Below are 14,873 nucleotides of genomic sequence, written 5' to 3' on the forward strand. Positions count from 1 at the left end.
TCATATTTCATATAAAAAAGTTCCGAAATTTTTTTCGGAACTTTTTGCATTCAATGCCAAAATTATTTGTTCATTACATTTTGAGGCTTGCCGTTTAAGTATGCTTTTATATTTTCAAATACTATGACAGCTCTTTTTACAAGAGCTTCTTTTGTTGCAAAGGCAATATGAGGTGTGGCTACGAGATTTTTTGCCTGTAAAAGAGGATGACTCTCAGAAATTGGAGGTTCGGTTTCAAAAACATCTATACCTGCACCTGCAATTTTTTCGGTATTCAAAGCTTCTGCAAGGGCATCACTGTCAACAACAGGCCCTCTGGCAGTATTTATCAATATGGTGCTTTTCTTCATTAATGAGATTTTTTCTCTGTTTATTAAATGTTTTGTAGAATCGTTCAGAGGAACATGGAGTGAAATAATGTCGCAGGTTGACAGCAATGTGTCCAAATCAACATAGTGTACTCCGTCAACATTTTTTACTGTTCTTGAGTAAGCATATACCTGGCAGCCAAATGCCTTTGCTATTGCACATACTCTGCTTCCTATAGCGCCTGTTCCCACAACTCCGAATTTTTTGCCTTCAAGCTCAAAGCCTACCAGACCATCCTTTGTTCCTGATCTTCTTACGGCTTCGTTGCATTGAATTATATTTCTGTATATAGAAATTATCAGCCCGAATACCAAATCACTTACTGCGGCATTTGAATAACCGGCACAGTTGCAAACCGTAATATTTTTTTCTTTGCAGGTATCTATAGCAATATGATCCACACCTGTAAATGCTACTGCAAGCATTTTTAGATTGTTGCATCCGTTTATTACTTCACTGTTTAGAGGAAGGTTGGAAACGGCAATTATATCGGCATCTCTGCCTCTTTTAATCAGTTCATCGGTATCTGTTACTCTTGTGTCATAATAAACAATTTCAACCTTGTTGCCAAGTGTATCTTCTGCCATTTTGATAAGAACGTCTCTTTCTACACCCAATGGTTCAATTATTACTAATTTCAAATTTATCGTCCTTTCTGTTTTTATTATTTGCAAAACTCTACCTTATATAATAGAATTATTTTAATTGCACGTCAATCCCCGGTGTCATATAAAAAACATTTAACTTAATTTTTATTGAATCGGTGAAAACTTTCTGGTCTCACTGCCAATTTTAGAACCGTATATTTTAAAAGTGGGGTGGAAAGATAAAATATTATTAAAATTATCAGAGGTATTATATGCAACTTAAGCAAAGAAAAATTAATTATGATATTTATAATGTGGAAATCAAGGAACTGATGATGTTTGAAATAAACAACCATTTGCTGTTGGACAGCAAGCCGTCAGAATATTTTAACAGTATTTTTGATGCTCCTGCATTTGAAAACTATCCGTTTAACATGCTTTGGGATTTAAAAACTACAGAGCAGTCTCCTGTCCATCACCCGGAGGGTAATGTGTGGAACCACACAATGCTTGTAGTCGATTATGCCGCAAAAGAAAAACATAGAAGCAGTGACAGCAGAGTATTTATGTGGGCAGCTCTTTTGCATGACATTGGAAAGACGCCTACAACAAAAAACAGAAACGGAAAAATAACTTCGTATGATCACGAAAAAATAGGTGCTGCCATGGCAAGAGAATTCTTAAAAGAATTTACCACAGATGATAAATTTATTGACAAGGTGTGCTCGCTTATCAGATGGCATATGCAGATACTTCATGTTGTGAAGGATATGCCATTTGCTGATATAGAAAATATGAAGAAAGATACGGATGTGAATGAAGTTGCACTGTTGGGCTTATGCGACAGAATAGGAAGAAAAAAGCCTGATATTGAAAAAGAAAAACAGAATATATTATTATTTTTAAAGAAGTGCAAAGAGTATAAATAATAAAATGCTCCGGAAATTAAATCGGAGCATTATGCTATTCTGACTGCGAGGCCTGGAGGATTTTTTTCATATTGCCAAATGTTTTAAAAATACTTTCGTGGATTACGGATTTTATGTCGAACTTCAATAATTTAAATGTATATTGAAGTATAAACCCAATTCCGAACACCGCAATAACGGTTCCAAGTCCCACTTTTGCACCTAAAAGAAAACCTATGAGAAGTACTGTGCCTTCAATAGTTCCGCGTATTGCACCGATAGGTGCATTTGGAAGCAGCTTGCCTATTGCAACCATAAGAGTATCACGTGGACCGCAGCCCAAACCGGGGCTTATGTAGAAATATGTAGCGAAGCTTATTACTACTTGGCTCAGCAATAGCATAAGCGTTCCGAGAATAAAGTTGGTCATAAAAGGGATAAGCTTTACAGACTGCATTATATCTACCATTAAACCTATCAGAAGCGTGTTTAAAATTGTGCCTATGCCTATTTTTTCGCCCATAAATCCTGCAACAATTATTAATATAACAACTCCTGTCAATATGCTTACGTTGCCGTATGATATTCCTGTAACGTTTGAAATACCCATAGTGAATGCATCCCAAGGAGCGAGACCTACATTAGCCTGAATGCACATTGTAAGTCCCATCGAATAAAGAAACAATCCAAACAAAAGCCTGGCGACCTTTTTCAAGTAATTTTCCACCATAACACCTTACTTTCAAATATAATGGATTTATTATATTGGTTTTATTTGTCTGTGTCAATTATATAAATAATTTGTAAAAATAAACATATTATGGCATACAATGTAAGTGTGTGGTATAATGTTTAAAATACTATTGGAGGTATAATATGTGGACGAGAGCAGAGCTTAAGTCATCGGCAAGAGAATCGCTTAAAGGAAACTACTGGAAGGCGTTTTGGATAAGCATGGTTCTTGTGCTGGCTACAGGCGGAGACGGCGGAGGCGGAGGAAGTTCGGGGCCGGTGAGTGACCGAGTAGGAGAATATGTTTCAGGTTACCCGGATGCATTAATTATTGTTGGCGCGTTAGCTATATTAGCTATAGCGTACAGGCTCCTTCTGGGATACTCGCTGGAAGTGGGTTCTAGAAAATATTTTGTGCAGCTTGCCCAGGCAAAAAATACGGACGGTTGTTACAGCTATGCCTTTGATGGCTCAAATTACAAGGGAATTATAGCTACCATGCTGCTTAGAGGTATATATTCTTTTTTGTGGACTCTGTTGCTTTTAATTCCGGGAATTATAAAAGCATATTCATACAGAATGGTTCCTTACATTTTGGCGGACAATCCAAACATAGGAGCTGATAAAGCAATAACTCTGAGCAGAAAAATGATGGATGGAAATAAATTTGACAGCTTTGTATTGGACTTGTCATTTTTAGGGTGGTATTTGCTTGGAATACTTGCTTTTTTAATAGGTGTGTTTTTTGTAAACCCATATGCTTATACAACAGAAGCACATCTTTACCTAGTTCTAAGAAAGAATGCTCTTGAGTCTGAATTCTGTGATTATGAGGATTTGAATTTGAAGAGAGATACGAATTATTTCAATGACACCATTGACTATTATAATTACAATGATCATGATAATGATTTCGGAAATGATGACAATTAAATAAGGAATGAAACACCCCCTCTTTGTATATACTATTAAAAATGGGGGTGTTTCCTTTGAATCCAATAGAAGTTCATTACAAGAACAGTTTCGCCGCAATTAAGATAGGTCATTACCTGGGGGAACAGATTAACAATAATTCAGCAATAGTATGTATTGGTACAGATAAATGCATTGTTGACAGTTTAGGGCCGCTGACAGGAACATTGCTGTCAAAAAAAAATATATCAGCGGACATATACGGAACTCTTGACAAACCTGTTCATGCAGTGAATATAAATGATTATGTAAAAACAATAAAGAAGAAAAGATATGATAAAATCATTGCAATAGACGCATGCTTAAGCAATAAAAAAAATCAAGGAGTTATTGAGGTTAGAGAAGGGTCTATCACTCCGGGAAAGGGAATAGGAAAAATACTGCCTGAAATAGGTGATGTTTCAATTATAGGAGTTGTTGATTCCAGCGACAGGGATTTCCATGACCTTGTACAGGATACGAGGCTCTCACTTATTTATGAAATGGCAGAAATAATTTGTGAAGGAATAATAGCAGGTTTTAATATAAGGACGATGACAGAAGAAGGCTTCAGACAACAGGCTTCTATTAGCAGTATATAGTGTGAAAATTAAAAGTGAAAAATAACAGTGCACAGAATGGTGAAATTCAGTCTGTGCACTGTTTTATGTCTAATGACTATTTTATTTTCTGGCACCATTTTCGTCTACTTCATAGCTGCCAACCTTGGTGCTTTTGGCAAGGGAGCCGTCGTCGTAAAAGTAATACCATTTATCGTCTATATGCATCCACTTGCCTGATACCATATTGCCGTATGTATCGAAGTAATATGTCTTTTTCAAATTGTCGCTTTTAATGTTCTGCCAGCCTGTAAGCATTTTATTTCCGGAAAAATAAAGCCAGTTATCGCTGTATTTTACCCATCCGGTTTTTAGAGTGCCATCAGCTCTGAAGAAATACCTTGTTTTATCGATAGTTTTCGTTCCGGTGAGAGCTTTGCCATCCTTGTAGCAGAACCACTGTCCGGCATCGTTCAGTGACCAGCTGTTGGCAGTTGCAGGATTTACGGTCAGCTTTATGTAACGGTGAAGCATTGTAGAAACCTCCGCGCGCGTGGCACCGGATTTGGGATTAAAATTATTCCCGCTGCTGCCTGTCATGATTCCTGCTTGCCGCATAGCCGTCACTGCTGTTCTATACATGCTGTCGATGCTGGCAGTGTCCATATAGGACGCTGCTTCACGAATGACGGGCAGCTGGTAGTCGGTGGCCCTTGCATAGTTTGCAAAGATTGCTGAGATTTCCTCGCGGGTGATGGCGCGGTCAGGGGCGAACTGCTGATTGCCGATGCCCTGCACGATACCTTCGCTATATGCCCATTCGATGTATGGTCGGAATGGGCCGTCAGCCTTTACGTCGGAGAAACTGTTTGTATTGAAGGCTTTTGGATCTACACCTGCTAATCTGCCCAGGGATGTTACCAGCATTCCACGCGTCATGGTGCTCTTAGGATCGAATGTGGTTTCTGAGGTGCCGGATAGCAGTCCTCTGCCGGCTACATAGTCAATGGATTCCTTGCCCCAATGGGTGCTGATGTCGGTAAATTTAGCACTTGGTGCAGTATAGCCTATGCCGTAGATGGATAGGTGCCCTGAGAAAATTAACATCGCTTTTGTATCTGAATCATAAGCGGAATCGTAAATGCGTATGGCGTTACTGTTGTCATCTACATATACGCCATAGAGATAGCCTGCTGCTTCGTTGCTTTCCGGAATATAAGGAATTGCAATAGTTGCAATGCCGCCGTTTAGTGATGAAATTGTAATGGGGCTGCCGTTTTTAATATAACTGATTGTAATGTCATAAGCCGGCCTTGCATTTATCATGGTATGTGCGTGGGAAGAAAGGTTCCGTGCCGGGGTAATGCTGATAGTTATATCTCCGCTGGTTTGTATTTGAATTTCCTGTAATGCTTTTTGATCAAAACCTACCGATACAAGCTGGCTGTTGACGGTAAAGTTTTTTACAGCTGCGCTGACAAGACTATTCAAAGAACTTCGTGTCAGCTTTGCTGTCAGAGAGGTTGCGCTATTTTGCGTTGTGATATCCAATTCTACGGCAATGCCATTGGCAATTTTGCTTTGCATTTTTGCATTGGACTGTGCTTTGGCAATGGCGTGGAGTATAGCTCCATCTGTGATAGATGCAATTGCAGTGCCGTTTTGCCCATATATAGCTGTAATAGGGACCGCTGCCGTTACAGGCTGGCCGGGGCTTTTTTCCGGCATTATTTTAACCGGTGGGGTTTTTATGGTTTTTGACGTTACCAGAGGAATGTCCGTAGTAATTGTGAGCTTTTCGCTGAATGCAGAAGGCTCTATTATTTCTGTCCCTGCAATGCGTTGGTACAGATCGTAGGAGGTTCCCTCTGCCAGCTCGGTGAACAAAGGACTATTCTGGAACGCATCTGAAAGTCCAAGCAAAGCAGTATCGCTTCCTGCCGAAAGAATGGCGTATTCATATCCGGCTATTGATTTCAGCGCAATACTGGTTTCAGTTTTTGATTCAAGCTGAGGAGCACTGGGTATTGCTGAATTTTCTGACCGCAGTACCGTTTGTCCCGCAGATTGTATTTTATCTGTATAATTTTGTGCCGTAACAACTACAGACACAATTTTGCCGATATCTTCTGCTGTCAGTTCATAGTCCACATTGTTTGCTCCGATTATAGGAGCGCTGTCCATCATCCACTGATAGGATAGTTTTCCGGTGTCGGGTGATGTAATAGACGGCATAGCAATGAGCGTCTGTCCGTATCTGAACACACCGCTTACGTTTACTGTTCCCTCCAAATCACCGTTAACCTGTATTACTGCTTTTTTGCCCGGCAAAGAGGGAAACATGGATGGCTTTGCCGTTACCGTAATAGTGCCGGCAAAACCGGCAGGTACGGTAAGCTTTGATGAATATGTGTCCGCTGCCGTATTAAGGATTCCGTCTGAGGCTTCCCATACAAGATTTGGCCATGCCGTATCCTTGAAAGAGCCGGAGGCAGTTAAATCCACCGAATGACTTGAGGACGATTTTAGGAGCAGTGTAGGCTGAGCGTCCAGGGTAATATCACTTGAATCTGCTGCCGGAAAAGTATAGGCTTCCAAATAAAGGGTCGGAGCGTATTCGGGAAAAGCAGATAGATATGGCAGCCGGCCGTTTGAGATGTTCCATGCTGTTTCGTCAAAGCCTAGCGCATCCCGCCAAAATGAAGTTGTAAAAAGTAAAGCGGTACTTGCTCCCTCGCCGTCGTTATTATCTGGTGTTCCGTCAGATATTCTGCTGCCATTTACTTTCATATTTATAAAAGAATAGTTATTAGTTAGGTTGACCATCGAACCAGATATACGTCCTAAATAGCTGCCGGTAGCACTTATGGAGGTGCTTAAAGCAGCACAATTTTGAATGTGGCCGACAGTGTATGTACCTCCTACTATGCCCCCCACATATTTGTATCCGATGACACTGCCGGTTACCATGCAGTTTTGTATCGTGAAGTTATTAATAGTCCCTGTTATACCTCCGACGTTTTCACCGCTGCATGTAACACTTCCGGTGTTGATGCAGTTTTCTATTTTAGAACTTTCAATATCGCTGATAGTATATACATACCCCGCTATGCCTCCGGCATCGCTGTCGCCTTTGACATTTCCGGTGTTGATGCAATTTTGTATTGAACTTAAGCCAGTTCCTATAATACCACCAATACTGTAGCTACCAGTGATGCTGGAGTTGCTAACGCAGTTTTGTACCAGACCCTCACAGGCACCTGCTATTCCGCCGACGCAGTAAACGCCGGATATACTGCCCGCTGTGCGGCAGTTCTGTAACGTTCCATTAATATAGCCTGCTATACCGCCAACATAGTCACCGCCTGTAATATTGACATTTATCATTTCAAGCCCTTTAATTGATCCATTTACAACATTTCCAAAAAGTCCTGAGGCATCATTCCTTTCGTTGTTAATATACAGACCGTTAATTATGTGTCCGTTTCCGTCGAAATGACCGCCAAATACATAGTCGTTATAAGAATCATTCCCAATAGGCATCCATCCCTTTCCGCCGTTATAGTCCTTACCGTATGCCGAAAGATCTATGTCGTTTTCTAGGCGAAAGTACTTACCGCTGAATTTTTCTCCGCTATTTACCATATTTGCCAGCCATTTTAAGTCATCTGCAGAATAGATGAGGTAAGGGCTGCTGTTGCTGCCCAAACCAGCGAGTCCTGTAATATATGCTGGCAGGGAATCTATCTGTCCGGGTAAACTGGTGAGCACCGGCATCTTGCCTTCTGCCAAAGTCCACACTGACGAATCCCAAGTGTTCAACCCGCCGGAAATCCACAGTGTTTGGATGGCTGTGGCATTTGCGTCAGCTCCGTTTGTTCCGGATGCACTTCCTGATACAGTGCCGTCGTTAACAGTCATGCTACTCCATGCGTAATTGTCTAATAGGGTGGATGACCCAGCATAACCTGCCACACGTCCAACAAGGCTGTCTTTGGAGTTGATAGATGGGTTCAATGCGGCGCAGTGTTTTATTGTACTGTTGCGAGCTATCCCCACAATGCTTCCAACATATTGAAAAGCCCCGATACGGCCGGTATTTATGCAGTTTTGAATTGTGCTAGAAAAAGCATTCCCCGTTATGCCTCCTATAGAACCGAATTTACCATTGATGCTGCAGGTGACAGCACAGTTTTGAACCGTATTATAGTAAGAAGATCCTGCTATGCCGCCAGTTCTATTAGAGCCATTGATGCTGCCGCTAACGGTACAGTTTTTTACAGCTTCATACATAATATTTCCAGTAATACCTCCGACATGATTTTCCCCTATAATATTGACGTCTTGCAAGAATAGATTTTGTACTATACCTCTGTAAATCATACCAAACAAGCCGACATAGTCAGTATCATCTCGATTGATATAAAGTCCGACGATTGTCTTGCCGTTACCGTCAAAGGTTCCCATAAAGGCACTACCTTCAAAGGTTCCCATAAAGTCATTGCCGCCTTTTCCAATTGGCGTCCATCCCCTGCCGTCTTCATAACTTTCACCGTAGGCAGAAATGTCTATATCGTTTTCTAAACGAAAGAATTCACCGCTAAATGTTTCACCGCTGTTAACTGCATCTGCCAGCCATTTTAAATCTGCGGCAGAATTGATGAGGTAAGGGTCGCTGCTGCTGCCAAAACCAGCAAGCCCTGTAATATAGACAGGCAGGGCATCACTTTGGTTGGGCAGATCTGACAGTACCGGAAGCTTACCGTGGGCAAGTGTCCACAGGGATGAGTCCCAGGTGTTTAGTGGGCCGTCTGTCCACAGGCTTTGTATGGCAGTTACATCTGCGTCTGCACCGTTTATACTGTCAGCATCGTTGCTGGATACGGTGTGGTCGTTCACCATCATTCCGCTCCATGCGTAGTTGCCTGAAAGTATAGATTCGTGGTAAGCACCCACTATTCGACCATTATTACTGCTTGTAGTGATAATCGAGAGATTCAGTGCAGCGCAATCCTGAACTGTGCTACTATTGATAACAGCTCCCGACACGCAGCCGACAGCTGTGCCACTGCCGCTTACATCGGCGGTAACAATACAATTTTGCATAGTTCCGCCTTCAACAACAGCCCCTGCTATGCCGCCTATAAAGATGCCGCTGCCACTTATACTGCCGTTAAAAACGCAGTTCTGCACAGTCCCTCCTTCAACAGCTCCAATCACGCCGCCGATAGATTTGCCTCCACTGCTGCTGACGCTTCCGCTGACTGAGCAGTTTTGTACAGTGCCGCCATTGACAACATCCCCTGCAATGCCTCCGATAAAATGGCTTCCGCTGGCGTTCACATCCGGCAGAATCAGGTTTTGCACTGTGCCTGCGTTAATACTGCCAAACAAACCTGCATGATCGGTGTTGTCTCGATTGATATACAGTCCGGTAATTACTTTGCCTCCGCCGTCAAAAGTTCCCATAAAGGGTTTGCTGTCAAGGCCGATTGGCATCCATCCATTTGTTCCATCATAGTTTTTACCATATTCGGACAAATCTATATCGTTTACCAGCAGCAGATGATACTGTTCCGGCAATGTGTCGGGAAGCAATCCACTGTTCAAACACCGTGCAAAATCAGCAAGCTGTGCTGCTGTTTCAATGCGCAGGGGATATTCCTCGGTGCCGAGTCCAAGCACTTGCGTTTCTGCGCTGCCGGTGGAAAGTAAAGTAAACATCCCCTCTAAGGCAGGTATAGGAGTGCTGATGGCTGTACCGCTGACCGTATTAGCAGGCTCTAAATCGTTTTCATCTAAATCTGATGCTTCGCCATCCTCTGCTGCGGCAAGCACCGTTGATGTCAAAATTGGCTTCGCTGCTGCTGAAACAGGTATCATGCCTACAGCCATAATGACAGACAGCACAATAGCTGTAGCCTTTTGGATCATTTTGTTTCTGCTCATGCAATTTCCTCCATTTTTCATTTTAAAAAATTTATATATGCTAAAAATTTGGATATTTTATACTGAATACTTGAATTTAAGACTAGTGAATGCTATACTAAATTATAGAAACTCTATTTAGTAAACGCGTTTAGTAACTTGGGTAATTATACTATGCTTTACGAAAAGATTCAATAGAGGAGATGGAATATGAGAGAAAAAAAACCCGATAAAAGAAAGATTCAGGGAGCTGCGACTAAAAAGAAACTATACGAAATTGCTGAAAAATTGTTTGCGGAACATGATTTTGAAGCTGTCAGCGTGGGGGACATTACCGACGAGGCAGGCATTACGAAGGGTGCTTTCTATGTGCACTTTGAGTCTAAGGATGCACTGATTGCTCAACTTATTGCGGATCATGTTGCCCGCGTCGATACGGAGTACAAAGAATTTTTGGAAAAGTTACCGACGGACATGCCTGCTTCTGAGGTGATGCTTGCATTAGTCGAAAAAATAGCCGATGTGCTTATAAGTATCATCAGCTATGAAAATATGAAAAAAATTTACCAGATGCTTCTGGCAAAAACCGTGGATACCGAAGCGGTAAAGGGATACGACAGGGAGCTTTATGCGCTGATTCACAGCGTATTGAGCAGAGGAGTACAGAGAGGAGAATTCAAGTCTGATATGTCTTTGGATATCCTGTCCAGGCATTTTGTCATGGCAATTCGAGGAGCCAGCTATGAGTGGTGTGTCCGTTATCCGGACTTTGATTTGAAAGACCAGGTTGTGGGGCAGTGTCGTCTGTTGATAGAAGGGATTATGTTGCAAAAATAGAGACAAAACGTGGGGAAAGTGGTAATGCTTGATGAGGGGGTTAGGCATTATTATTTTAATAAAAACTGCTCCTGTTTATTATTGGGAGCAGTTAATTTTTTTATTTGTTCAATGCTTCTATGGCGGCCTTTAGCTGAAGGTCATCTGTGTTTTCATGAGTATAGTTAACCAATGCGCTGTACAGAGTATTTTGAGTTGTAATGTCAATACTTCCATATGCATAGAGATAGTTGTCTTGCTGAAACTTTACTATTTGTTCGTATGACTTGCTGTCATATACTCCGTCCGGTTCATCAACGTCATATCCCAATGTATCCAGAATCATTTCAGCTGCCAGTACATCCAGGCTTACGCTGCCTAAAACAGACTTCTTTGTCTTACTGAATTGAGGATAAATAGAAAGATCTGTTTTTTTGTTTTCTACTTCTATGTCGGGGGCGACTCCTACTTTATGTACCGGTGTTCTGTCTACAGAAAAATATTCCGCAGTGGTGAATTTTACTCCGCTGCCGTTTTTTAACGGATACAATGTTTGAACTATCCCTTTTCCGAAAGATTGGGTTCCGACTATTATACCTTCATTCTTGTACTTTACAGCTCCCGCAAAGACTTCTGTTGCGCTTGCACTGCCTCCGTTAATTAATACAGCAATTTCATATTTCTGCTCTTTCAGTTCGCTTTCATAGATGTCTTCCTTACCTGTGGCGTAATCCACGTATACTACCGGCCCTTCGGTTACAAAAAGATTAAGCATATCAACTGCAGAATTTAAAGTGCCGCCTCCGTTGTTCCTCATATCTATAACTAGCTTCTTAATGTCGCTTTCATCAAATTTATTAAGTTCCTTTTTTACAAGCTCCACAGTATTGTCGGAGAAATCCGTTACTTTTAAATAGCCTGTATTTTCATCCAAAATTTTTCCTTCTACAGTGCTTGTTAGAATTGTCTTTCTTATAATGTCAAAGTTTATTTTTTCTGTTCCTCTTATGATTCCCAGTTTAACATGAGTCCCTTCCTTACCCTGTATAAGCGATGCCGCCTGAGATATTGTAAGACCGGTAATATCTGCATCATCTACGTACTTTATAATATCACCTGATTTTATACCGGCCTCCAGTGCTGGAGAGCCGGTCAAAGGAGTAATAACCAATATCTGGCTGTTGTGATCTATTATCTGAACACCTATTCCAGTATATTCTCCGGCTGTTGTATCAAGCATGGCTTGGTATTCATTAGGAGTGTAATATACGCTGTAATCATCTAAAACACTGAAAAACCCGTCATAAAGTCCATCCAGTATATCTTCTTGGTCTACCTCGTACTGATAATAATCAGTTACAAAATATATTACATTTCTCATAAATTCAAGATCTGATTCGAATTTATCCTTATTTATGTCAGCGGCAAAGGCCGTTGAAGCAAATGAAGATAAAATCATTAACATTGTCAATATTAAACATATTTTTCTTTTCATAGTCCACCTCTTTGTCTTAGTTCTTAATATAAGTATATTTCATATAGATTCCTGTGTAAAGGACTATATTAAGAATACATATTCAGGAAATAAAATACAAAATAAAACGGACGATGAAATCGGAAATAATTCTGATTTCATTGCCCGCAAATTGTAGCATTAGTTATCTGAATTTAAAAAATCATAAGCGAATTGTGCAGCTAATGCGGAGGCCATGTGAAGAGTGCTCTCATCAATTTTGAAAAACTCGCTGTGATTATTGTATACTGCACCTATTTTTTCATTATAGCATCCGATGAAGCCGAAGAAGCCCGGAACATTTTCCTCAAGATGCGAAAAATCTTCCGCTCCCATAACTTTTGGAATAGAAGCTAGGGATTCTTCACCGTACAGTTTGATTGCAGCATCTTTAGCAATTTTATTTAGATGCTCATTTTCATTTATGATTGGGTCTGTTAAATAGTTGTATTCAAGTTCTGCTGTAACACCTAATGCTTTAGCTGTGTTTTCTGCTATTTTTCGCAGCTCGCCTTCAATTGCATCCCTTGTATCCTTATTGAATGCTCTTGTAGTACCTTCCATTTCAATATTGTTTGCAATAATGTTAAATCTCTGTCCTCCGTTCATGGTTCCTACGGTTACAACCGCAGCATCCAGAGGATTTTTTCGCCTGCTTACAAAGGACTGAATGTTCATTACTATTGAAGCTGCTGCATAAAGTGCATCATTACCTAAGTTTGGAGCCGATCCGTGAGAAGAAGAACCTTTAACTGTAATTTTAAATGTATCACAAGATGCCATTCTTTCACCAGGTTCTAGATTAAACTTGCCGGCCTCAACTTGGGACCATATATGAGTTCCATAAACTGCATCAACATCGTCAAGATAACCATTATCAACGTAATATTTAGCGCCTATACCTACTTCTTCTCCTGATTGAAATAAGAGTTTTACAGTTCCGTGAAGTTCATCTTTTAGATCTTCCAGGATTCTTGCGGCTCCCAACTGTACAGACATGTGAGTATCATGCCCGCATGCGTGCATATTGCCGTTTGTCGCTGCATAGGGCAGGCCGGTTTTTTCTTTAACAGGCAGCCCATCTATATCTGCTCTGAGCATTACTGTTTTCCCGGGTTTGCCGCCTTTGATAATTCCGATGCATCCGTTGTAGTCTGGGAATGAAATTACTTCTATTCCCATTGACGTTAGTTCTTTGATCAGTTTTTTTGTGGTTTTTATTTCGTTCAAGCTCAATTCAGGCATTGAATGCAATAATCTTCTCTGTTCAATAATATAGTCGTTATATTTTTCTGCTAAGTTTTTTATGTTCATTTTTATCTCCAATCATCATTTTAGTTTTCATCAAGAAAGTCACAGGCAAATTGCGCGTAAAGGGCAGAGCCTCTGTGAAGCACATCTTCGTCTATCGTAAACTTATCGTTGTGATTGGAATAAATCAGTCCCTTTTCTTCGTTCCTTGTTCCTATAAACCCATAAAATCCGGGTGCTTTCTCCATGAGATATGCGAAATCTTCTGAACCCATAAGTGTAGGCATGTGAATCAGGCTTTCGTTTCCATATAATTTAATTGCTGCATTACGTACAATGTTATTAATTTTTTCGTGTTCATTTATTATAGGAGCGGCATAGTATGAGTATTCCAATTTTGCTTCACATCCAAGTAGCTTTGCAGTATTTTCAACTACAGAGCGCAGGTTTGCTTCAACAGAAGACCTTATTTCTCTGGAATGTGTCCTTACAGTTCCTTCCATTTCAACATTATTAGCAATTATGTTGAATCTTTGTCCTCCCTTTACTGTACCGATTGAAATAACCAGAGGATTAAGAGGATCATTCACTCTGCTTACAAGAGTCTGCAGATTCATAATTATCGAAGATGCCGCAATTATTGCGTCTTTTCCCAAGTGAGGGGCGGATCCATGTGATGAAACACCTTTTACTGTAATTTTGAAATTGTCTACAGATGCCATTCTAACGCCGGATTCAAGATTGAAATAAGGAGCGTCAAGAGATCCCCAAATGTGCATTCCGAATAGAGCATCGATGCCGTCTAATACGCCGTTATCAACATAATATTTTGCTCCGTGGCATGATTCTTCTGCTGCCTGGAAAAGCAGCTTAACAGTTCCGTTTAATTGGTCCTTCATGTCTACAAGAATTTTTGCTGCTCCCAGAAGCATAGATATATGAGCATCGTGACCGCATGCATGCATATTTCCATTGCTGGATGCATAAGGCAAATCAGTGTGCTCCTCAACAGGAAGAGCATCTATATCTGCGCGAAGCATAACTGTTTTTCCTGGTTTTGCTCCTTGAATTGTACCTATAAGTCCGTTGTAATCATCAAAAGTTTTAACTTCAATTCCCATTTCCTTCAAATCCTGTGCCAGCTGCTTAGTGGTGTTAACCTCCTCAAAGCTGAGCTCTGGAACGGAGTGGTAGTATCTTCTTCTTTCAACAATGTAATCATTATATTTTTCTGCTAAATTTTTTATGTCCATAAAAC

General features: G+C 40.8%; 10 protein-coding genes. 4 read left to right on the forward strand and 6 right to left on the reverse strand.

All coding sequences use genetic code 11. The annotated features are described in order from the left end of the window. Positions 1 to 62 precede the first annotated feature (62 nt). Positions 63 to 1,010 (reverse strand): 2-hydroxyacid dehydrogenase, encoded by a 948-nt coding sequence (locus ACS3UD_RS15265; RefSeq protein ID WP_308138790.1) that lies wholly within the window; start codon positions 1,008 to 1,010, stop codon positions 63 to 65. Between the two features lie 218 nt (positions 1,011 to 1,228). Here ACS3UD_RS15265 and ACS3UD_RS15270 point away from each other — a divergent pair, with 218 nt between their 5' ends. Then, entirely contained in the window at positions 1,229 to 1,885 is a 657-nt protein-coding gene (locus tag ACS3UD_RS15270) for an HDIG domain-containing metalloprotein (protein WP_308138789.1), read from the forward strand. A 34-nt stretch (positions 1,886 to 1,919) separates the two neighbouring features. Here ACS3UD_RS15270 and ACS3UD_RS15275 read toward each other — a convergent pair whose 3' ends face one another. Further along, positions 1,920 to 2,579, reverse strand: a complete 660-nt coding sequence (locus tag ACS3UD_RS15275; protein WP_308138788.1) for a YczE/YyaS/YitT family protein — start codon at positions 2,577 to 2,579, stop codon at positions 1,920 to 1,922. Between the two features lie 161 nt (positions 2,580 to 2,740). Between ACS3UD_RS15275 and ACS3UD_RS15280 the strand changes: the two genes are divergently transcribed. Both ACS3UD_RS15280 and yyaC read left to right on the forward strand, forming a co-directional pair. Further along, the gene (locus ACS3UD_RS15280) at positions 2,741 to 3,529 is read left to right on the forward strand and encodes a DUF975 family protein (protein ID WP_308138787.1); all 789 of its coding nucleotides are present in this window, start codon (positions 2,741 to 2,743) and stop codon (positions 3,527 to 3,529) included. Between the two features lie 56 nt (positions 3,530 to 3,585). Next, positions 3,586 to 4,149 carry a spore protease YyaC gene (gene yyaC / locus ACS3UD_RS15285; protein ID WP_308138786.1) on the forward strand — a complete coding sequence of 188 codons (564 nt, stop codon included), beginning with the start codon at positions 3,586 to 3,588 and terminating at the stop codon, positions 4,147 to 4,149. A gap of 81 nt (positions 4,150 to 4,230) precedes the next feature. Here yyaC and ACS3UD_RS15290 read toward each other — a convergent pair whose 3' ends face one another. Further along, a complete protein-coding gene (locus tag ACS3UD_RS15290) occupies positions 4,231 to 10,056 on the reverse strand; it encodes an S-layer homology domain-containing protein (RefSeq protein WP_308138785.1) in 5,826 nt (1,941 codons plus the stop codon). A gap of 189 nt (positions 10,057 to 10,245) precedes the next feature. Between ACS3UD_RS15290 and ACS3UD_RS15295 the strand changes: the two genes are divergently transcribed. Next, complete coding sequence (locus tag ACS3UD_RS15295) at positions 10,246 to 10,872, forward strand: TetR/AcrR family transcriptional regulator (RefSeq protein WP_308138784.1); 627 nt, start codon at positions 10,246 to 10,248, stop codon at positions 10,870 to 10,872. A gap of 100 nt (positions 10,873 to 10,972) precedes the next feature. Here ACS3UD_RS15295 and ACS3UD_RS15300 read toward each other — a convergent pair whose 3' ends face one another. The 3 genes from ACS3UD_RS15300 to ACS3UD_RS15310 form a co-directional block, all read right to left on the reverse strand. Next, positions 10,973 to 12,346, reverse strand: a complete 1,374-nt coding sequence (locus ACS3UD_RS15300) for a S41 family peptidase (protein ID WP_308138783.1) — start codon at positions 12,344 to 12,346, stop codon at positions 10,973 to 10,975. Between the two features lie 159 nt (positions 12,347 to 12,505). After that, a complete protein-coding gene (locus tag ACS3UD_RS15305; protein WP_308138782.1) occupies positions 12,506 to 13,678 on the reverse strand; it encodes an amidohydrolase in 1,173 nt (390 codons plus the stop codon). Between the two features lie 20 nt (positions 13,679 to 13,698). Continuing rightward, on the reverse strand, positions 13,699 to 14,868 hold the full coding sequence (locus tag ACS3UD_RS15310) for an amidohydrolase (protein ID WP_308138781.1): 1,170 nt from the start codon (positions 14,866 to 14,868) through the stop codon (positions 13,699 to 13,701). Positions 14,869 to 14,873: the final 5 nt, after the last annotated feature.

The organism is Sedimentibacter sp. LTW-03, from assembly GCF_052059825.1.
Lineage (GTDB): Bacteria > Bacillota > Clostridia > Tissierellales > Sedimentibacteraceae > Sedimentibacter.

Bases quoted from the DNA above. Each gene is read 5' to 3' on its own strand.
- ACS3UD_RS15290 (WP_308138785.1), bottom strand. From the start codon at position 10,056: ATGAGCAGAAACAAAATGATCCAAAAGGCTACAGCTATTGTGCTGTCT.
- ACS3UD_RS15300 (WP_308138783.1), bottom strand. From the start codon at position 12,346: ATGAAAAGAAAAATATGTTTAATATTGACAATGTTAATGATTTTATCT.
- ACS3UD_RS15310 (WP_308138781.1), bottom strand. From the start codon at position 14,868: ATGGACATAAAAAATTTAGCAGAAAAATATAATGATTACATTGTTGAA.
- ACS3UD_RS15305 (WP_308138782.1), bottom strand. From the start codon at position 13,678: ATGAACATAAAAAACTTAGCAGAAAAATATAACGACTATATTATTGAA.
- ACS3UD_RS15295 (WP_308138784.1), top strand. From the start codon at position 10,246: ATGAGAGAAAAAAAACCCGATAAAAGAAAGATTCAGGGAGCTGCGACT.
- ACS3UD_RS15280 (WP_308138787.1), top strand. From the start codon at position 2,741: ATGTGGACGAGAGCAGAGCTTAAGTCATCGGCAAGAGAATCGCTTAAA.
- ACS3UD_RS15270 (WP_308138789.1), top strand. From the start codon at position 1,229: ATGCAACTTAAGCAAAGAAAAATTAATTATGATATTTATAATGTGGAA.